Annotated in this window: 17 protein-coding genes and 1 tRNA gene; 9 read left to right on the top strand and 9 right to left on the bottom strand. The window is 45.9% G+C overall.

From position 1 onward, the window contains the following. Positions 1 to 187 precede the first annotated feature (187 nt). From QUA88_RS20635 to QUA88_RS20615, 5 genes are all read right to left on the bottom strand, one after another. Positions 188 to 607 (bottom strand): type II toxin-antitoxin system VapC family toxin, encoded by a 420-nt coding sequence (locus QUA88_RS20635; protein WP_333058478.1) that lies wholly within the window; start codon positions 605 to 607, stop codon positions 188 to 190. After that, positions 604 to 873, bottom strand: coding sequence for a type II toxin-antitoxin system VapB family antitoxin (locus QUA88_RS20630; protein WP_333058477.1), 270 nt, complete (start codon positions 871 to 873; stop codon positions 604 to 606). The genes QUA88_RS20635 and QUA88_RS20630 overlap by 4 nt, the downstream gene beginning before the upstream one ends. A gap of 99 nt (positions 874 to 972) precedes the next feature. Beyond that, on the bottom strand, positions 973 to 4353 hold the full coding sequence (locus tag QUA88_RS20625) for an Eco57I restriction-modification methylase domain-containing protein (RefSeq protein WP_333273532.1): 3381 nt from the start codon (positions 4351 to 4353) through the stop codon (positions 973 to 975). Positions 4354 to 4407: 54 nt separating this feature from the next. Further along, entirely contained in the window at positions 4408 to 4995 is a 588-nt protein-coding gene (locus QUA88_RS20620) for a Uma2 family endonuclease (RefSeq protein ID WP_333273529.1), read from the bottom strand. 53 nt (positions 4996 to 5048) lie between these two features. After that, a complete protein-coding gene (locus QUA88_RS20615; RefSeq protein ID WP_333212026.1) occupies positions 5049 to 5198 on the bottom strand; it encodes a hypothetical protein in 150 nt (49 codons plus the stop codon). A gap of 201 nt (positions 5199 to 5399) precedes the next feature. Here QUA88_RS20615 and QUA88_RS20610 point away from each other — a divergent pair, with 201 nt between their 5' ends. The 3 genes from QUA88_RS20610 (at position 5400) to gcvT (ending at position 7174) form a co-directional block, all read left to right on the top strand. Continuing rightward, positions 5400 to 5603 carry a hypothetical protein gene (locus QUA88_RS20610; protein ID WP_333058474.1) on the top strand — a complete coding sequence of 68 codons (204 nt, stop codon included), beginning with the start codon at positions 5400 to 5402 and terminating at the stop codon, positions 5601 to 5603. Between the two features lie 153 nt (positions 5604 to 5756). After that, positions 5757 to 5829 (top strand) — tRNA-Ala (locus QUA88_RS20605). A gap of 193 nt (positions 5830 to 6022) precedes the next feature. Further along, positions 6023 to 7174 carry a glycine cleavage system aminomethyltransferase GcvT gene (gene gcvT / locus QUA88_RS20600; RefSeq protein WP_333233811.1) on the top strand — a complete coding sequence of 384 codons (1152 nt, stop codon included), beginning with the start codon at positions 6023 to 6025 and terminating at the stop codon, positions 7172 to 7174. Between the two features lie 188 nt (positions 7175 to 7362). Here gcvT and QUA88_RS20595 read toward each other — a convergent pair whose 3' ends face one another. Further along, positions 7363 to 8187 carry an alpha/beta hydrolase gene (locus tag QUA88_RS20595; protein WP_333212264.1) on the bottom strand — a complete coding sequence of 275 codons (825 nt, stop codon included), beginning with the start codon at positions 8185 to 8187 and terminating at the stop codon, positions 7363 to 7365. Positions 8188 to 8246: 59 nt separating this feature from the next. Between QUA88_RS20595 and gcvH the strand changes: the two genes are divergently transcribed. Together gcvH and gcvP are read left to right on the top strand one after the other, a co-directional pair. Then, positions 8247 to 8636 (top strand): glycine cleavage system protein GcvH, encoded by a 390-nt coding sequence (gene gcvH, locus QUA88_RS20590; protein WP_333058470.1) that lies wholly within the window; start codon positions 8247 to 8249, stop codon positions 8634 to 8636. A 362-nt stretch (positions 8637 to 8998) separates the two neighbouring features. Further along, on the top strand, positions 8999 to 11992 hold the full coding sequence (gene gcvP / locus QUA88_RS20585) for an aminomethyl-transferring glycine dehydrogenase (protein WP_333273526.1): 2994 nt from the start codon (positions 8999 to 9001) through the stop codon (positions 11990 to 11992). A gap of 562 nt (positions 11993 to 12554) precedes the next feature. Here gcvP and QUA88_RS20580 read toward each other — a convergent pair. Further along, positions 12555 to 12950: a helix-turn-helix domain-containing protein gene (locus tag QUA88_RS20580; protein WP_333212269.1), complete on the bottom strand. Its 396-nt coding sequence runs from the start codon at positions 12948 to 12950 to the stop codon at positions 12555 to 12557. 177 nt (positions 12951 to 13127) lie between these two features. On the opposite strand from QUA88_RS20580, the gene acsF reads away from it, so the two are divergent. The 4 genes from acsF to hcp all read left to right on the top strand — a co-directional run bounded on the left by acsF (position 13128) and on the right by hcp (position 18225). After that, positions 13128 to 14204: a magnesium-protoporphyrin IX monomethyl ester (oxidative) cyclase gene (gene acsF / locus QUA88_RS20575; protein WP_333273523.1), complete on the top strand. Its 1077-nt coding sequence runs from the start codon at positions 13128 to 13130 to the stop codon at positions 14202 to 14204. An 11-nt stretch (positions 14205 to 14215) separates the two neighbouring features. Next, entirely contained in the window at positions 14216 to 14962 is a 747-nt protein-coding gene (locus QUA88_RS20570; RefSeq protein WP_333212271.1) for a heme oxygenase (biliverdin-producing), read from the top strand. 86 nt (positions 14963 to 15048) lie between these two features. Then, entirely contained in the window at positions 15049 to 16446 is a 1398-nt protein-coding gene (gene hemN / locus QUA88_RS20565) for an oxygen-independent coproporphyrinogen III oxidase (protein WP_333212273.1), read from the top strand. Positions 16447 to 16557: 111 nt separating this feature from the next. Beyond that, positions 16558 to 18225, top strand: coding sequence for a hydroxylamine reductase (hcp, locus tag QUA88_RS20560; protein ID WP_333264028.1), 1668 nt, complete (start codon positions 16558 to 16560; stop codon positions 18223 to 18225). Positions 18226 to 18582: 357 nt separating this feature from the next. On the opposite strand, the gene QUA88_RS20555 is transcribed toward hcp, so the two are convergent. Then, a complete protein-coding gene (locus QUA88_RS20555; protein WP_333264031.1) occupies positions 18583 to 19404 on the bottom strand; it encodes an MBL fold metallo-hydrolase in 822 nt (273 codons plus the stop codon). 15 nt (positions 19405 to 19419) lie between these two features. Then, positions 19420 to 19725: zinc ribbon domain-containing protein (locus QUA88_RS20550; protein WP_333212279.1), on the bottom strand; the 306-nt coding region annotated here is incomplete at its 5' end.

Here is a 19725-nt window from a genome sequence, read left to right as displayed (position 1 = left end):
TTGCCCCTTTTTTAATCTTCATATCCAATCCCTTGGTATCGAAATTTTTCATCTCTCTCTTCTCTTCCTCAGCGTCCTCTGCGCTCTCTGCGGTTTAATCATTCCTTTGATTTTATGCCCAAATGCTTCACCCCGTTTCTGGGATAGATTTATACCACAATGGATGCTTAATAAGCAGGAAGGAAGTTTAAGAAAACCAGTTTTCGATGGCCAAATCTTGAAAGTTTGCATAATCAGCAACATTTCGTGTCACCAGAATCAGATTATTGACTTTCGCGATCGCTGCAATTTGCCCATCAGCATAAGACGGTGTAAGACCGATCGGAATAAGTCTGGCTCGTTCTTTAGCGAACCACTCAGCCGCTTCTTGGGTATAAGGTAAAATTGGTAATTTTACTTTCACTTCTTCCTGAAGATAGGCTTCGATCGCGCGGCGGCGCTTAGAGTCTGGCATTCGATAGCAGCCTAGCAGAACTTCTTGCCAAACGATCGAGGCGATCGCAACAGTGGATTTTGCCTCAATTAGTTGAGTCATCACATTGGCATTTGGAAGAGGACGAAGAGGTTCGGAGATAATATTGGTATCGAGTAAATAACGCAGCGTCATTCAAAGATGACCTCGCGGCCTACAAAAGTTCGATCGCGAACCTCTCCCCAAATTTCATCAGGATTTAAACCCAGTTCGTGCAGTTGATATTTTTCACGAAATGCACTGAGAGATTCTCCAAAGCTCAGTTCGAGATTCTGTGGCTGTTTGCGGCGTTGAATGTATTCGCGCAAGGCGATTTCAACTAAGGTTTCGATCGCAATTTCTCGCTCCAGTTCGATCGCCTCTTGCAGCAGTGCCGTATCCACATTTAGGTTCGTCACCATTTGCTTTCCTCTTTTAATCGTTGTTTTATTATAAATGCAATCAATCCAAAACTGTTCTAGACTTTCTCAAAGGTTGACAATCTAAAATATAACATTCTATCAAATCTGTCGGGCGATCGGCATTCGCGGAGGTGCTGTTTTCCACATCAAATCTATTTCCTCCGGTGTCAATCCGTAAGCTTGATTAACTAAGTCGGATAAACGGTGTTCGAGTCTCAACGCCTCAGCTTTGCGAGATTGAATGGCCGGTGCATATTCATTATAAGTTTCGCGGACTGCTTTTAGTCCAGCAACACCGAGAGGATCGGATGATTTAGTTTTCGGCATTCGCTTTCTGATTTCTGCTACAAACTCGGCAAAGGAAAGGGCAGAAAAATCTTCGAGTTTTTGTCCTAGTTTATCAATTAAATAAGTGATTTCCAGCCAGTGCAAGACATCTCGGTGAGTTTGTTGATTAGTTTTGGCGATTTCAATTAAACGGCTGACAATTAATTCGACTTCGGCACGAATTGAGTCAGTTGGTGGTGCGATGGGTAAAGTTTCTACCTGTTCTCTAAACATTCGGAGTGTGTCATTGATTCCTTTTTGCAAAATGTGGTGACAAATCCACCAAGTTATTGGCGAACACAGCCACCCAAGCATATAAAGATTTCCTGTTGGCCATAGATAGCAAGTATTCACTGGGTATACCTCTTGATCGAGGATGCAAAACCAAGAATAAGTAGCCAAATCTTGAGTGATAATTTTTGGTTCTTGAAAAATGTTATAGTAGGCACACGATCGCAGTTCCCACCAGTAACGCCCTTGATCGGAACGCTTAGACAGTTTTTCTTGCATCGGCTTCATATACTTATATACCGATGGAAATGTTTGTGCAAATATTTCCTCTGCTTGATCGTTTGCTTTACTCCACGGCCATACACTATCGCTGCTAGACTTCAGCAAAATAATCCAAAGATTTGCCCACTCTGGACTCCAGCGTTTAATATCTTGACCTCGTAAATAAGGCTTGATGATTTCAGCGGATTTAGGGTCTGCTTGAACCAGACTATTTTTAGTAGCTTCATCAATCAAAAAAGCTTCGTTAAATCCTGTTTTTATGCCATATAAAGGCTTAACCCCTGCAAAATCTTTTAGCGGAAAACCCACTCGTTGAATTTTCTGCATCAACTCATCAACAGCCGGAGGTTCCAGACTCCAAGCATTCGCAGTGAAACGATTTCGCGAAATTTGATAACCGTGTTGTTGAACGTATTGTGTAAGGTTGATATTAGCAATATCTTCGCGCGGAACCGGACAAACAATCACAGGCGAATTAGGTTCAGATTTACCTGGCTCAATCTCGCTTTCAGTTTCAGAGATACATAGAGAAGCGTTAGGTTTTCTGACTGCGACAATACAGGGAAAAGTATCAGCCTCCTCAAAAATTGGCGCGTGTCCGAAATCAATAATTTGCTCTAGTAAACCTTGACTGGCAAAGAACTTGCGTAGAGGTTCGCCGTATCCAGACCTCAGCCATTTATTTGTGACAATATACGAAAGCACTCCCCCCGGTTTGAGAATCTTTAATCCGAGTTCATAAAAGTAAGTATAAAGGTCTGCTACGCCGTTATAGGATTCATAATTTGCTTGCAAGTATGGTTTAATTGGAGATAGCAACTCCTGCCGCACATAAGGCGGATTGCCAAGGACAACATCAAAACCGCCATCAGCAAAAATCTGGGGAAATTCAGCTTGCCAATCAAACGCTGTATCTGCTACATTACTGTCAGCGACGATCGAGTTTCCCGCTTTAATATTATCATCCAAATAAGTCAGCGTTTTACCAGCTTGGGCCGTCTTCAACCACAGGGAAAGTTTGGTAATTTCCGCCGATTCCGGCAGCAAATCTACGCCGTACAGGTTGTTGCTTAAAATGCTTCTGTCAAATTCCAGCGAGTTGCCGTTTTTTGGCTTATACCCCAAAGCATTCAATTCGCGATCGACTCTTTCGTACTGCTGCATCAAATAATCAAAAGCCGCAATCAAAAAAGCACCCGAACCGCACGCCGGATCGATGACGCGTGTTTTTTGCAGCACTTCGTCTCGATACGCTTTCCAAAACTTAATTGCAGTTTTCTTGGGTGGCTGAACCGACTTTTCAGCAACTTCGCCTAGGAATAAATCGCGCAATTCTTGCTCTCGACGCTGCAAATAGCCGCCGAGAGAAACCTCGACAATATACTGAGTAATAAAAGCTGGCGTGTAAAACACACCTTGAGTTTTCCGCTTGCCCTTTTTCTGATTGTATTCCTGTCCGGTAGTTTCAGCATTTAATTCTTCCAAATCTGTAACAGACTGCTCGAAAATATGCCCCAAAATATCGACGGAAACTTCAGTATCAAAATCAAATCGCGTCAAATTCTTAAGCAGACTGCATAAAGGATTTGGCACAGTCAATTGTACGTCTAAAACCGGATCGAATTTAAATAAACCGCCGTTGTATCCCGGTACAGGAGGGTCATCATTTCCCACATCAACCCAGCGAAATACAGATTGATAATTTTCCCAAATTAATCTAGGATTGTATTGGTCTTTGTGGTCGTGAGCGTTGCTGAGGGTGTTTCGCGGCAGCAATCCTTTATCTTCACAAAAAGCAATGAATAAAACGCGGTCTAAAGTTTTTTGAGCTTTTTCGATAAGTACGCGATCGCGGTTGGGGATATCCTGCGGCCCAGAAAAGCGAAAATGTTTAACGAGAGCGAGTCGAATTGCTTTGTACTCTTGATATAATTTATTGGTAATTTCTTCTTGAGCTTCGTCAGAGTCTTTTAACAGTCTGTCAATAACAGAACCTGTTTGCTCTTGGTTTTTAGGCAAAAAATTGCGGCGACACAGCAGAAAGTAAAACCGCTTAAAAGCTTCAATATCCGCCAAGTCAGCCAGAAAAAATTGTTCGTAATAAGCGGGAGTTTTATTGGTATGATAAAGTCGCAACTCTCGATAATTCGAGACAATAATCCAGCGACAATCCGGTGTATAATTAGCGTACCGCCAACCTTGGTCAACTGCTGATTCCGATCGCCCAGATGCCGGACGGTCTAAATCATTTTTCGCTCCCTTGAGTTCGATCGGAGCAATCACTTTACCTTGCAGGGACACGGCTTTGCCTTTAGGATTGTCAGCAGCAGTAAAAAAGCCGATCGCCCCGTCAGCAGAACCGCCGCCATCAGATATCGTTTGTTCCGCGTTAATTTCCCAAGCTTTCCCCGCACCTTGAATTACCGAGCAATATCCCAAAATATCCTGAAAAATATCATTAATAAAACTGCCGTGCAGGGAAACTTCTTTAATTTCGTCTAACGTACCCGTTTTAAGTGCAGCAATCCACCTTCCCAATTTTTGGTGGCGCACTTCCATATCTGGCGGAAAGCTAAAAGCACGCAAAGCAGTGTTGAGTGTTTTGCTGTGAAAAAGGGCGCGAGTAGAGCGATTTGTCATAAAGTTGAAAAGGCGATCGAGTTAATTTTACAGCAAAAAAGCGGTTGTGAAATCCTAACTAGCGGGAGTCGTTTCAAATCTAATCCCTTCATAAATGTCGCCCAATTGAATTTGAAACGGCAGCGAAGACAAAGCCAGCACTGCATCTGCCGATTCGTATTCACTTAAAAGCCACTTATTTTCCGAAGTCTTGACAAACTGTTCGACATAAAATTTATACTGATCGATTAAAATATATTCTCGAAACTCAGGAATCGATCGATAATAATCAAACTTATCCCCTTGATCGTAATTTTTCGTACTTTTTGACAAAACTTCAACAATCATCAAAGGATTAATTATTGTATCTGTGCGATCGTCTAAAAGCACTGGTTCGCCTTGAACCACCATCACATCTGGATAAGTATAGAGATGATAGCGCGGTATCGACAACCGTAAGTCACCGATAAAAGCCTTATAGTTTTGCCCCCGGAGCGCAAATTTTAAATGTGCATAAAAATTGCCCGCAATATCATTATGATTTGGAGTACCACCAGTCATAGGAACTATCTCGCCATCAATATATTCACTTTTAGACTCGGCCACTTCCTCTAGTGCCAAATATTCCTCTGGCGAGTAGAGTTTTTGAGTTTGGGTTAACATAGTTTATATCCTCAACAGCCGTGCATTTTGTTTTAATTAAAAGTACACCTATTTTACCAAATTTGAATCGGGTCAGGGTGCGATCGCACTGCTATCAAATCAGTTATAGTCCAAGGTCGATCCTCTTCGTTGGCGTAGCCCCCGTAGGGGCGGGCTTCGCTAACGCACCCTACCCCCTCAAAAAAGCGTGAGCGTTCGCTCAAGAGTCAAAAGCGCCACATCTAAAGCTGAGCTAGCTCTCATTTACTTTGCATATTGTAATTATTAAGAAAAGCTATCATTTTTTCTCACTAGCTTTCCGCTGCTCCCTCCGGGTTTTACAGCAAAAGTTAAATACAGGTGAGCCGATCTGCACGAAGTGAAAAGTTTTGTTACAATAGGTAAGCTGTTACAAATCGTAACTTATGCTGGTTCCTATTTTAATAATTGACGTTGCCCTCGTTGCCTGGTCTTTGCACTTAATGCAAGAGGCGATCGCGCAACGGGAATTTTCACTAATGCTAGCCGGCACTCTAGTTGCGGTATCAGCCGCCGCCCTGCTAGTCGTCTACTTCCTCATGGGGTCTTGTTTGAGCCATTTGAGCGAAATATCCCAACACACTTACTAAATGATAGTAGGCGATTGACCATTGTCCAGAAGCGAGGAGAGTTTGGTGGAAAAAAAGCCGAAAGCCTTGCCAGCCGAAGGCTCAAAACTAATTTCCCCAAAAAGCTTGACAAATATTGGTCAGTTAAGGCATGATTGAGAGCGCGAAAAGAAAGGGGAATTAGCTCAGTTGGTAGAGCACTACAATGGCATTGTAGGGGTCAGCGGTTCGAGCCCGCTATTCTCCATAAACATTAGAGTAGGGATACAGCACTGCCGTATCCTAATTTGTACCTAAACAGTACCAGCGCGTGCTTAAATTCGATCGCAACTTGTACCTAAACAGCATTGCGGTGTCCTTAAATTCGATCGCCCTACACACCGCGACAACCAATTTTCCCGTAAAATCAAAACAGTCTACCCGCAACCAAAGCGCTACCAGTGGCAAAGTCAACTGAACCCAACAATCCAGAGAGTCCGAGCCAACTTGCCCGCACGCCTCTGTACGACCTATCATTAGAACTCAAAGCCCGAATGGTGCCCTTTTCCGGGTGGGAGATGGCAGTACAGTACGCAGGCATCAGCAGCGAACACCAAGCAGTACGCCAGCAAGCAGGAATGTTCGACATTTCCCACATGGGAAAATTTGGTTTGAGAGGGAAACAAGTAAGAGAAAAATTTCAACCCTTAGTACCCTCAGACTTGAGCCGCTTGCAACCCGGTCAAGCTCAATATACAGTCTTGCTAAATGCCAAAGGCTGCATCTTAGACGACATTATTTTCTACTGCCAAGAACCAGACCCTATCACTAGCGAAGAACGTGCAGTAATCATTGTCAACGCCGCCACTCGCATCGCAGACAAAGCATGGATTACCACTCACTTAGAATTGAGCGATCTCACTTTTACAGACATCTCCGAAGATAAAGTTTTAATAGCAATTCAAGGGCCAGAAGCTGTTAACTATCTCCAGTCTTTTGTAGAAGGCAATCTCGCACCAATTAAGGCATTCGGTCACTTAGAAACAAATCTGTTGGGACAGCCGAGTTTTATCGCCAGAACTGGTTACACCGGCGAAGATGGGTTTGAAATTATGGTGGATGCCGAAGTTGGAAAAGAACTGTGGCAAAAATTGTTAGCTGCTGGCGTTGTTCCTTGCGGATTGGGTGCGAGAGATACCTTGCGTTTAGAAGCAGCAATGGCTCTTTACGGTCAAGATATCGACGACAATATCACACCTTTAGAGGCTGGATTGGGTTGGGTAGTTCACCTCGACACCAAAGGCGATTTTATTGGGCGGGAAGTTTTGGAACAGCAGAAAGCGAGTGGAGTATCAAAGCGGTTGGTAGGGTTAGAAATGCAGGGGCGGCACATTGCGCGCCACGGCTATCCGGTAATATTTGAAGGCGAAACAGTAGGAGAAGTTACTAGCGGTACATTATCGCCTACATTGAATCGGCCAGTAGCCCTCGCATTTGTTCCCGCAAAATTAGCTAAAATCGGTCAGCAATTAGAAGTCGAAATTCGCGGGAAAAACTATCCGGCTAGTGTGGTGAAAAAACCCTTTTATAAATCGCAAAACCGCCCCAGTTAGATTAAGTAGGTAAGCCTTAATTCAGGACTTACCTCCTGGGCCCAGAAACCGGGTTTTTTTACGAAAATAGTTCGTTGTAGACCGCAGATTCGGTAAAAAACCCGGTTTCTTTAGTAGGAGTGCGTCGAGGACTGATTGAGTTCTTGTGGAACGGGCTTCTAGCCCGTTGCTCATCTTGGTCAAGAAGACTAATCTACTAGCTTAGCAAATTGTCGCAAAGTTGCAGCATAGCGATCGCCCGCCACATCCATCAAATCATTATGACCGGCCCCATCAACCCAAAAATTCAATTTCGGCTCGTTGGCGGTGGCAAACAACTGCTCTCCATGCCAAAAATGCACCACCTCATCAGCCTTACCATGAATCACCAAAACAGGCGATCGAACTTTGCCAATCTTATCAATATTCACAAACTTGTCAAAGGGTAAAAGCGGAATCCGCGTCAACACCCGAAAAGCCGAAACAAAGGAACTTTCAACCACCAAACCGCCGACTTTTTGCCGCGAAGCCAAATCAATTGCCGGCCCACCCCCCACAGAACGCCCGTAAAGAATAACTTGCTTTGCAGGTACTCCCAACTGTTGGGTTAAATAATTGTAAGCAGCCTCAATATCACGATAAGTATTATACTCAGAAGGATTTCCCTGACTCGTGCCGTAACCTTGATAATCATAGGCAAACACAGCAAAGCCACTATCTCGAATCTCTCTGAGTACCCACAAAATCCCCTCCAAGTCTTCCGCATTTCCGTGACTGTAAAGTATGGTATATTTAGCTTGCGGGTTAGGAAAATGAACAGCAGAAATTTTCACGCCATTAGCTGAGCTAACTTTGATAACTTCCCTGTTCTCACTCTGACTAGATGGGGGAGGTTGAAAAATTAGCCGTTCTGAAAAAAAGAAACCGTAAAAACATAGAAATGCGTAAATAAAAATTATAGAGCGCATCAGTCTTTTGACAGAAAATTCTCCAAAAAGCAAGCGTTTAATATTTTTTTTGTTCCACTTAGTCATCAATAGATGCCCATAGTTCACTAAGATTTACTTGATACTTTTTTATTGCGAGAAAAGACATGGCACTAACATACCCCGATGACTTGAAATACCTAGACACCCACGAATACATCCGACTCGAAGGCGAAATTGCCACCATCGGCATTAGTGCCTTTGCAGTTGACCAACTCGGCGATATCGTGTTTCTAGATTTGCCAGAAGTCGGTGCAGGGTTGGAAAAGGGCGAAGCTTTCGGTACAGTCGAGTCAGTGAAAGCCGTTGAAGACTTGAAAGCACCAGTTACCGGTATAGTCGTAGAACGCAATGATGACATTATAGAGTCTCCCGAAAATTTGGCCGAAGACCCCTATGGCGCTGGGTGGCTGCTGAAAGTGCGCGTTGACAATCCCAGCGAAGCAGACGACGCTTTCTCGGCCCCGGAGTATCGCAAAATGGTGGAAGGGGAATAGGGCATAGGGCATAGGGCATGGGGCATAGGGCATAGGGCATAGGGCATAGGGCTCGTTGATAATTCCACAATCCGCCAGGGGTTGAAACCCACGGGGCTAATAGCACAAGTCGTCTAAAGACGACTGAAATACCAAGCAGTTGGGCGAGGAGTTCCGATAAGTGCAGCTTAATCTACAGTCGTCTTCAGACGACTTTAGCTATGAGACAGGGGTTTCAACCCCTGTCGGACTGTCGGACTGTCGGACTGTCGGACTGTCGGACTGTCGGACTGTCGGACTTTGATACACGCAAAAAATCTTCCTGGTTTTCTTAGCAAAATGTTACAAACAAAGAAGCAAAAGTCTATTCAGGAGAATCCGCCTTGGTACTCTACAGCCCTCAACTTGAACCCAGTCAGCAGCAAAACCTTTCCTCCATCAATGGTTTTGCGGGCCGGCACATTGGCCCGACACCCAGCGAAATCCAGCAAATGCTCAATGTTTTGGGCATTTCCAGCCTCGATGAGTTGATTGACAAAACGGTTCCAGCGGCGATTCGCATTTCTCAACCCTTACAACTTCCCGCAGCGCAAAGCGAGTACAGCGCTTTGGCAGAATTGAAAGAAATTGCTGCAAAAAATCAGGTATTTCGATCGTACATCGGCACTGGATATCACGACTGCATCACTCCCCCCGTCATTCAGCGGAATATCCTAGAAAATCCCGGCTGGTATACAGCTTACACCCCCTACCAAGCCGAAATTGCTCAAGGGCGATTGGAAGCTTTACTGAACTTCCAAACCATGATAATTGACCTCACGGGTTTGGAAATTGCCAACGCTTCTTTGCTGGATGAAGGGACTGCGGCGGCGGAAGCGATGGCGGTGAGTTACGGCGCCAGCAAAAATAAGGCAAAAGCGTTTTTTGTTTCCCAAGATTGCCACCCTCAAACTGTGGAAGTGGTGCAAACTCGCGCTAAGCCGTTGGGAATTGAGGTCATTGTCGGCGACCATCAAAGCTTTGAGTTCGATCGTACAATCTTCGGCGCTCTCCTGCAATACCCCGCCACAGACGGCGCAATTTACGACTATACCGATTTTATTCGATCGGCACACGAAGTCGGCGCATTAGTCACAGTAGCCGCCGACATATTGAGCCTTTGCTTGCTCACACCCCCCGGCGAATTCGGCGCGGATATAGCCGTAGGAAGCACTCAGCGCTTCGGAGTGCCGATGGGATTCGGAGGGCCCCACGCCGCCTATTTCGCCACGCGAGAAGAGTTTAAACGGCAAGTTCCGGGGAGAATAGTTGGCGTTTCTAAAGATGCCAACGGCAAATCTGCTTTGCGTCTGGCCTTGCAAACTCGCGAACAGCACATCCGCCGCGAAAAAGCAACCAGCAATATTTGTACTGCTCAAGTTTTGCTAGCAGTGATGGCGAGTATGTATGCTGTTTATCACGGCCCGTCTGGACTGAAAGACATTGCTGAGAAAGTACGGACTTTAACAGCACTTTTGGCATCCGGTTTAAGAAGTTTCGGATACACAATTGGTTCTCAACCTTTCTTCGATACTCTGCGAGTAGAATTGGGAGACAAACCGCTGTCAGAACTTCTAGAAGCTGCTAAAGTACGCAAAATTAATCTCCGAGTTTTCGATGATTCGACAGTGGGAATCACTTTAGATGAAACAGTCACCGCTGAAGATGTGCAAGAGTTGTGGGAAATTTTTGCACAGGATAAAGATTATATCAGGGCAGACGGGCAGAATGCTCTCAACATTCCGCTGGATGCCGACGCATTGAATTCCTATTTGACCTTACCAGATTTTTGCGATCGCACCAGCAGCTATCTCGCCCATCCAGTTTTCAACAGTTACCATTCAGAAACTGAACTTTTGCGCTATTTGCACCGTTTAGAAGCCAAGGATTTATCGTTAAATACATCGATGATTCCCTTGGGTTCTTGCACAATGAAATTGAATGCAACAGCAGAGATGATGCCGGTGACTTGGGCAGAATTTGGCAAGATACATCCCTTTGCACCCCGCGATCAAACTCGCGGCTATCAAATGATGTTCGTGCAACTAGAACAGTGGCTGGCAGAAATCACCGGTTTTGCGGGAATTTCTTTGCAGCCAAACGCCGGTTCTCAGGGCGAATACGCGGGCTTGTTAGTTATTCGCCAATACCACGAACACCGAGGCGAATCTCACCGAAATATCTGTTTGATTCCCCAGTCAGCCCACGGTACAAATCCGGCTAGCGCGGTGATGGCGGGGATGAAAGTAGTTGCTGTCGAGTGTGATTCCCAGGGCAATATTGATGTCGCCGATTTACATAAAAAAGCAGACAAGCACAAAAAAGAACTGGCGGCTTTGATGGTAACATATCCATCAACTCACGGCGTTTTTGAGGAAGAAATTAAAGAGATTTGCGAGATTGTCCACAACTGCGGCGGACAAGTTTATATGGACGGCGCAAATATGAATGCTCAAGTTGGTTTGTGCCGTCCCGGTGATTTTGGTGCTGATGTTTGTCACTTGAATTTGCACAAAACTTTCTGTATTCCCCACGGCGGCGGCGGGCCGGGAATGGGACCGATTGGGGTAATGTCTCATTTGGTGCCTTTCTTACCTTCTACTGATGAAGAATCAAAATCTTACCCCCCCCAACCCCCCCTTGCTAAGGGGGGGAGCAACATACAGCCCCCCCTTCCTAAAGGCGAAATATCCCAATCAGTTGGTGCTGTTTCCGCAGCGCCTTGGGGAAGTGCTAGCATTTTGACTATTTCTTGGATGTACATTCGGATGATGGGAGGAGTGGGTTTAACTGAGGCGACAAAAGTAGCAATTCTTAATGCTAATTACATGGCAAAACGGTTAGAATCTTATTATCCGGTTTTGTACAAAGGGAAAGCTGGTTTGGTGGCGCATGAGTGTATTCTAGATTTGCGATCGCTCAAAAAATCTGCGACTATTGAAGTAGAAGATATCGCTAAACGGTTGATGGATTACGGCTATCACGCGCCGACGGTTTCTTGGCCGGTTGCTGGTACGGTAATGGTGGAACCGACGGAAAGCGAATCGAAGCAGGAATTAGACCGTTTTTGCGAGGCAATGATTGCAATTCGAGGCGAAATTGCGGAGATTGAAAAAGGTAATGTTGACGCACAAAATAACGTCTTGAAAAATGCGCCGCACACCGCAGAATCTCTGATGGTTGATGAGTGGAATCGTCCTTATACTCGCGCGCAAGCTGCTTATCCGGCACCTTGGACTCGCGAATATAAGTTTTGGCCTGCGGTGGGCCGGATAGATAATGCGTTTGGCGATCGTAATTTTGTCTGTTCTTGTTTACCAATGGAGGCATACACTTAAGAGTGTAATCCATGTAAATCTCGTTTATATCTGAGTCTAGATACCCCTAAATCCCCCTTAAAAAGGGGAGTAGGGGTTGACTTTGAGAACGCTTCCGGTCCCCCCTTGTAGGGGCGGTGCGACCCCTACTCCCCGTGCCCGCCCTCTTGGCTAGGGGGATATCCGGGTTTGATAGATGCCGAAATCCACCTCACAAAAAGCCTCAAGAAACCGGGTTTCTGCGATAATTTATGTATCATCACCCAGATTCAGGAAGAAACCCGGTTTCTACATCCCCACCAACAGCCTCCAAACTCCATAAGCACCGCGCAAAATCTAAGAAACCGGGTTTCTACGAGTATCTAAACATCCTCACGCCCGATTTAGGAAGAAACCCGGTTTCTGAGCACCATGCTACATCCAAGAAACCGGGTTTTTACTTGATCTGTCGGTGGGAACGAAATATTGTCGTAAAAAACCCGGTTTCTGAGCTTACGCACTTTGACTAAAGAAACCGGGTTTTTACTGAATCTGTCGGTGGGAACGAAATATTGTCGTAAAAAACCCGGTTTCTGAGTCAATCTCAAGGAGTAAGCTGTTGTGCATTTAAATCGTCCTTAGCATCCGAGTGTGTTAGGGGACAAATGCAACTCTCCTGTCCCAGCCACTGCGATCCTACTTGATGCAGGGCTGCCATCACCGGTTGAATTTGGCGACCCTTGGGCGTGAGGGAATATTCTACACGGGGCGGAATCTCGGCATACACACGCCGATCGACTAACCCTTGAGATTCCAACTCTCGTAGGCGTTGGGTGAGGGTTTTGGTGCTGATGCCAGGAAGTGCTGTGAGTAATTCGTGGGGACGGCGATCGCCTCCAAACAGTTCGCGTAGAACCAAAATTGACCATTTATTGTCCAACAAATCCAGCACAAATTGAATCGGACATTTAACCTCTACGCACTGACTCGCTTCCACCATAAACTCCCTTCACTATAATTTCCATATTTCTTTAGAAATGGCTCAAGCGTCCTATTGGCTTCAATGCTTTACCTAAAGTAACTATAGGATACCACTGGTAACTGACTTGTGGGCGATCGCGGATTAAGGCAATGTGGTGCACAGTCATCAATTCCGAACAATCCACTCTCCACTCCTATGGTCAGTTCAATTAGTAAATCGGAGTCTGCTGGTCTCCCATCCAGCATTAAAGCACCTGTTCAAGAAACCCTGTTAACACCACGCTTTTACACCACCAATTTTGATGTCGTTGCCGAAATGGATCTGTCCGGGCAACAAGCGGAATTAGAAGCAGTTGTAGCAGAATTGCGCGCGGACTATAACCGCCACCATTTTGTCCGCAATCAAGAGTTTGAGCAATGCTGGGACAAGATTGATGGCGAAACGCGAAAGGCATTTATTGACTTTCTAGAGCGCTCCTGTACCTCAGAATTTTCGGGTTTTCTGTTGTTCAAAGAACTCTCCCGCAAACTTAAGAATCGCCAACCGTTGTTATCGGAAGCCTTTAGCTTACTGGCACGGGATGAAGCGCGTCACGCCGGTTTCTTGAATAAGGCGATGGCAGATTTTGGGTTGTCTCTCGATCTGGGCTATTTAACAAAAAATCGTACCTACACATTCTTCCCTCCAGAATGGGTAATTTATACTGTTTATCTGTCGGAAAAAATTGGCTACTGGCGCTATATTTTGGTGTATCGCCATCTAGAACAACATCCAGAACATCAAATTTATCCCCTGTTTCGCTACTTCGAGAATTGGTGCCAAGACGAAAATCGGCATGGGGATTTCTTTAAGGCTTTGTTGCGATCGCAGCCTAAGCTTTGGAATAGCTGGAAGGCAAGACTCTGGGCGCGCTTTTTCCTACTGACGGTGTTTGCCACCCACACAATGACGGTGTTGGAACGCTCCACATTTTATGACTCGATCGGCATCGACCCCGATGAATATAACAAGCAGGTGATTCATCACACCAATGAAACGGCAAAACGGGCGTTTCCCAGTATTTTAGATACTCACCATCCAGAATTCTTTCCTCGTTTGGATCGATGTGCGATCGCCAATCAGAAGCTAGCAGAAATCTCAACTAATCAGCGCCCTGCCGCCATCCAATTTTGCCAAAAATTACCCTGGATTGCTGCGATCGCGTGGCAGTTGTTGCGCCTTTATTTACTGCCCTCGATTAATGCTGAATCGTCCAGAACCGCTATTAATTAGGAGATATTGCCATGACTAATCTATCCACACGCCTCCGAGAAGGCACGATGCAATCCCACACCACAGCCGAAAATACGGCATTTATGAAATGCTTTATGAAAGGCATTGTGGAACGGGAACCTTTGCGTAAACTATTTGCCGATTTGTACTTTGTTTACAGCGCCTTAGAAACGGCTTTGCAGAGCCATGTCAACCACCCGATAATCGGAACCCTCTATTTCCCTGAGTTAAATCGCACTGAGAATCTGGCTTGCGATCTAGCTTTTTATTACGGTGAAAATTGGCGGGAGGAAATTACGGCTTCGCCAGCGGGTTCTGTGTATCGCGATCGCATTCAAACCCTCTCAAAAACCGATCCAGTCCTGCTGATTGCCCATGCCTACACCCGCTACATGGGTGATTTATCCGGCGGACAAAGCTTGAAAAACGTGATTCGATCGGCGTTGTCTCTGCCGCCGGATCGGGGAACAAATTTCTATGAATTTTCCCAAATATCGACACCAGAAGCAAGGCGAGTATTTAAGGAACGCTATCGCCAAACCTTTGATGAGTTTCCGGTGGATGCTGACACGATCGAGCGAATTGTCGCCGAAGCAAATACGGCATTTACCCTTAACCAGGATGTAATGCACGAACTCGAAGCCGATGTAAAAGCGGCGATTGGAGACCATACCTTTGATTTGCTGACTCGGCAAGATCGCCCCGGTAGCACAGAAGGCCGCAGCCCTCATGCCAAGCGAGAATCTGTCGCGAAATAACTCGCCCAAGGAAAACAAGATCGATCGTATCTCTAAAATATGCCGGGGTTCTGAATCTACAAAACAAAAGAAGGACACATCAGTTAATGAAACAGTTATCACAAACGGTTGAATTTGATGCTGCATTGTTGAATAAATACAACCAGCCTTTACCTCGCTATACCAGCTATCCACCCGCCACAGAATTAAGCACTGACTTCGATCGCAACGCATTTAAAACCGCGATCGCCGTCGGCAATCACAAACGAACCCCCTTATCGCTTTACTGCCACATCCCCTTTTGTGAAACGCCCTGTTATTTCTGCGGCTGCAATACCATCATTACCCAGCGCAAGGAGGTGGTAGAACCCTATTTAGGCTATCTCGATCGCCAAATTCGCCAAGTTGCCAGTTTGGTGGATGCCGATCGGCTGGTGCATCAGTTGCACTGGGGCGGCGGCACGCCCAACTATCTCGATCGCACTCAGGTAGAGTTTCTCTGGAACCAGTTAAATCGATATTTTCGGTTCGATGACGCAGCAGAAATATCGATCGAAGTCAACCCTAGCTATATCGATCGCGAATATATTCTATTTTTGCGACAATTAGGCTTCAATCGGATTAGTTTTGGCATTCAAGACTTTAATCCCACCGTGCAGCAAGCGATCAATCGGGTGCAGCCGGAAGCGATGTTGTTTGATGTGATGGATTGGATGCGGGAAGCTGGGTTTGAAAGTGTAAATGTAGATTTGATTTACGGCTTACCTTTCCAGACACAAGCCACATTCCAGGAAACTGTACAGAAGACCTTGCTATTAAATCCCGATCGCATTGCCGTCTTTAATTTTGCCTATGTTCCCTGGCTCAAACCGGTTCAGAAACGAATGCCGGAATCTGCTTTGCCCACTGCGGGGGAAAAGCTGAAAATTCTGCAAAGTACGATCGACCAACTGACGCAAAGTGGCTATGTGTTTATTGGTATGGATCACTTTGCCAAGCCTAATGATGAACTGGCGATCGCGCAACAAGCTGGGCAACTACATCGGAATTTTCAGGGTTATACCACTAAGCCAGAATCGGATCTGTTGGGCTTTGGCATGACTTCCATCAGTATGTTGCAGGATGTGTATACCCAAAACCACAAGGGATTGAAAGATTTTTATCTGGCGATCGATGGGGGTGAATTGCCTATCGAAAAAGGTGTTAGACTTAATCATGACGATCTGATTCGGCGCACAGTAATCATGGAATTGATGTGTCAATTCCAACTGTCGGTGCAGGATTTGGAAGAAAAATACCATCTCGGATTCGATCTAGATTTTAATGACTATTTTGCTCAGGTTTTGCCACAACTTGATGCCTTAGAAGCCGATGGGTTAATCAAACGTTGGGGCGATGGCATTGAAGTAACTGCGATCGGGCGCTTGCTAATTCGCAATATTGCATCGGTGTTTGATAGCTATCTCATCCCCCACTCAAGCAAACGGTTTTCCAAGTCCCTATGAATCAGCGTCAGATTTGTTAACTCAGATTAGTTAACATAGTCAGGGACGGATAAATACTTTCATAACCGAGTTTTTGCGTAAATTCTAACCAATTCAACAAGGAAAAAATCAATGTTCTGTGAACAATGCGAACAAACAGCAAGCGGACAAGGATGCCATCAGTTTGGTGCTTGTGGGAAAAGTCCCCAGGTGAATGCTATCCAAGATTTGCTGATTTATTATCTGCGCGGGTTGGCTCCGATTGCCCTGAAAGCAAAGGAGTTAGGCATTGATACTCATGCAGTGGATGTCTTCACCTGCGAAACGATCTTTGCCACGATGACGAATGTCAACTTTTCCGAAAAGCGGTTTGTTGAGTATCTCCAAGAAGCGATCGCCCATCGCGCCAACCTCAAGGCTCAAGTGCAGCAAGCAACAGACACTCCACCTACCTGGGCTGCAATTTCCGACTTTGAACCCAACTTTGAGGATAGCCTGGTTGAGCAGGGTGAGCTGATTTCGTCTCAGTTCCTCAGTCAGTCTGGCTTGAATGTGGATATTTTCTCACTCAAACTCACAGTGCTATATGGGGTTAAGGGTCTTGCCTCCTACACCTTCCACGCCTACGAAGTGGGCCAGGAAGACGAGCGGGTGTATCGTTTCATTTATGAGGCACTTGTCGCCCTCGATAACCAGACTTTGAGCTTGCAGGATTGGGTGAATCTTGCTCTTGAGGTGGGAGCCATCAATCTGCGCTCTATGGAACTATTGGATGCCGGACATACCGGTACCTATGGGCACCCAATTCCCACGCCTGTTCCCCTCAATCCACGGCAAGGGAAGGCGATTCTGGTTTCAGGACATGACATCAAACAACTCGAAGGCTTACTCAAGCAAACAGCAGACACGGGAATTACTGTTTACACCCACGGCGAACTTCTACCAGCCCACGGCTATCCCAAACTAAAACAGCAGTATCCCCATCTCTACGGTCACTACGGCACTGCTTGGCAGAACCAAACCAAGGATTTTGGCAAGTTCCCCGGTGCGATCGTGATTACGACCAACTGCTTAATGCCAACCCATTCCTATTATGAAGATAAACTCTTTAGCGTTGGCCCCGTCGGCTATCCGGGTCTGATTAACTTGAGTGCGATCGACAATGACACACCCGATTTTACTCCCGTTATTGAGAAAGCACTGGCACTTCCCGGCTTTACTGAAGATGCACCCCCCAGGGAAGTCACAGTTGGTTTTGCCCACAATACAGTCCTAGGGGTGGCAGATAAAATCATTGAGGCTGTGAAACAGCGTAAAATCCGCCATTTCTTCCTGGTGGGGGGCTGTGATGGAGCCAAACCCGATCGCAACTACTACACCGAGTTCGTAGAAAAAGTGCCTGATGATTGTGTCGTGCTCACCCTAGCTTGCGGTAAGTTTCGCTTCTTCGATCGACAAATGGGCGACATTGACGGACTACCCCGCCTGATGGATGTTGGTCAGTGCAACGATGCCTACTCAGCGATTCAGATTGCTGTAGCCCTAGCCAATGCCTTTGAGGTAGGTGTCAACGATATACCCCTTTCCATGATTCTGTCGTGGTATGAACAAAAGGCAGTAGCCGTCTTGCTAACTCTCTTGCATTTGGGGATTAAAAACATTCGTTTAGGGCCGACATTACCGGCGTTTATTTCTCCCAATGTATTCAAGCTTCTGTCGGAGAAATATAACTTGCAGGCCATTACCACCCCTGATGCCGATCTAGCAGCTTGCTTGAGCCCATTAGCAGTCATTCGCTAAGGAATGAGAATTAAATAACTTAGAATGCGTGATGGTTCTTGTGGGATGGGCGTCCCGCCCGTCCAGAAATGGCGGGCTATAAGCCCAACCCCTACTCCCCACTTTCAAGAGTGTAAATTATTTAATTCGCGATCCTAAGTCTATTCAGAGGGATTCATCTGCGTTAATCTGTGTTTATCTGCGGTGAAAAAAAGAGAATGTATTAACCGCCCCGGACAAGGGATTGACGCAGATTCACGCGCTTGTCGAGAATAGAGATAGGATGGAGATTCATATTCTCAAAGATGGCAGTCGGATTTTCACAGGCTACCGGAGTCAAATGAATCTCGCTGAGTCGGAGTTATGAACCCGATCGCACTAAGCATCGAGCATCCAAGCAATACACTTTTGCATTTGATTGCTCATTGTTTGTCGATCGGCATTATACCTGCGGCCGTGTCCCGGCAACACCCATTCAAACGAGTAATTAGCCAACTTCTGCATAGATTTGATTTGTTCTGGCCAAGAATACCAACAGACATCGTGAAAGCCAACTAGCTCCTGCAAACTTTCCGACCAAGCAAGATGATCGCCGGTGAACAAAAACTTGTTATTGTAAAGCAAAACTGTGTGACCTTTCGTGTGACCGGGCACCGATATAATCAACAAATCATCTGCTAGTTGATACGGTTCTGTGGGCGACAATTGCATTTCTACACGGCAAGTATCAGCGTTAATTTCGTCATAATGAATGATGCGATCGCACCCAAAATGCTCGCGGTATTGTTGATGATCTGCGACATCATCGCGGTGAGTCAAGTACATATAGCGAATGCCACCCATTGCTTCTATGTTTTTGACTAGCGGCGGCACAAAACGGGGAGAATCAACTAAAATGTTTCCTTCAGGGCGGACAATTAAATAGCTGGCTGCAGCGTAGGATTTCTCTGAGTGGTAGCCGCAGTGATAGACATTTTCTGCTACGAGTGCGGGTAACAGTTGCTGAGCTTGTTTGATGCTTTTGGGTTTTTCTACAGTGCCGATCGAACTTGTGGGACAAGACAAAAGAGCCGCGAGCGATCGCATTTCTTCAGTTTCATTAGTTGGCTGGCGGTAAACCGCAGACTGTTCTCCCGCTTGAGTAAATACTTCAGGTGCCATCCACCGACAAGTATCGCAGTCAATGCAGGTACTGTCCACTTGACACTCCCCTGGCTAAAGCCGAGGGGATTCTTGATTCGCAGAATCGACTTGCCGATGCAGAATTACTTCAACATCGGTAGCGGTCAACTCTCCACAAGCGTTCGGATCTAAGATCCAAGTTCCGACGTGCCCCGCCGTACTCAATCCCCGACTTAGGATATTTCTACCTGCGTTGTGATCGCGATCTAATACACATCCACACCGACAAGCGTGAGTTCGCGTTGATAGACTTTTCTTAACAATGGTTCCGCAGCTAGAACATTCTTGACTCGTCCCGTGGGCTGGCACGGCAATTGTAATCCTTCCGAATACTTTACC

The sequence above is a fragment of the Microcoleus sp. D3_18_C2 genome, from assembly GCF_036702395.1.
In the GTDB taxonomy this organism is placed as follows: domain Bacteria; phylum Cyanobacteriota; class Cyanobacteriia; order Cyanobacteriales; family Microcoleaceae; genus Microcoleus.
Note: the sequence above shows the minus strand (reverse complement) of the source record. Positions and strands in the feature narration are given on the sequence as shown.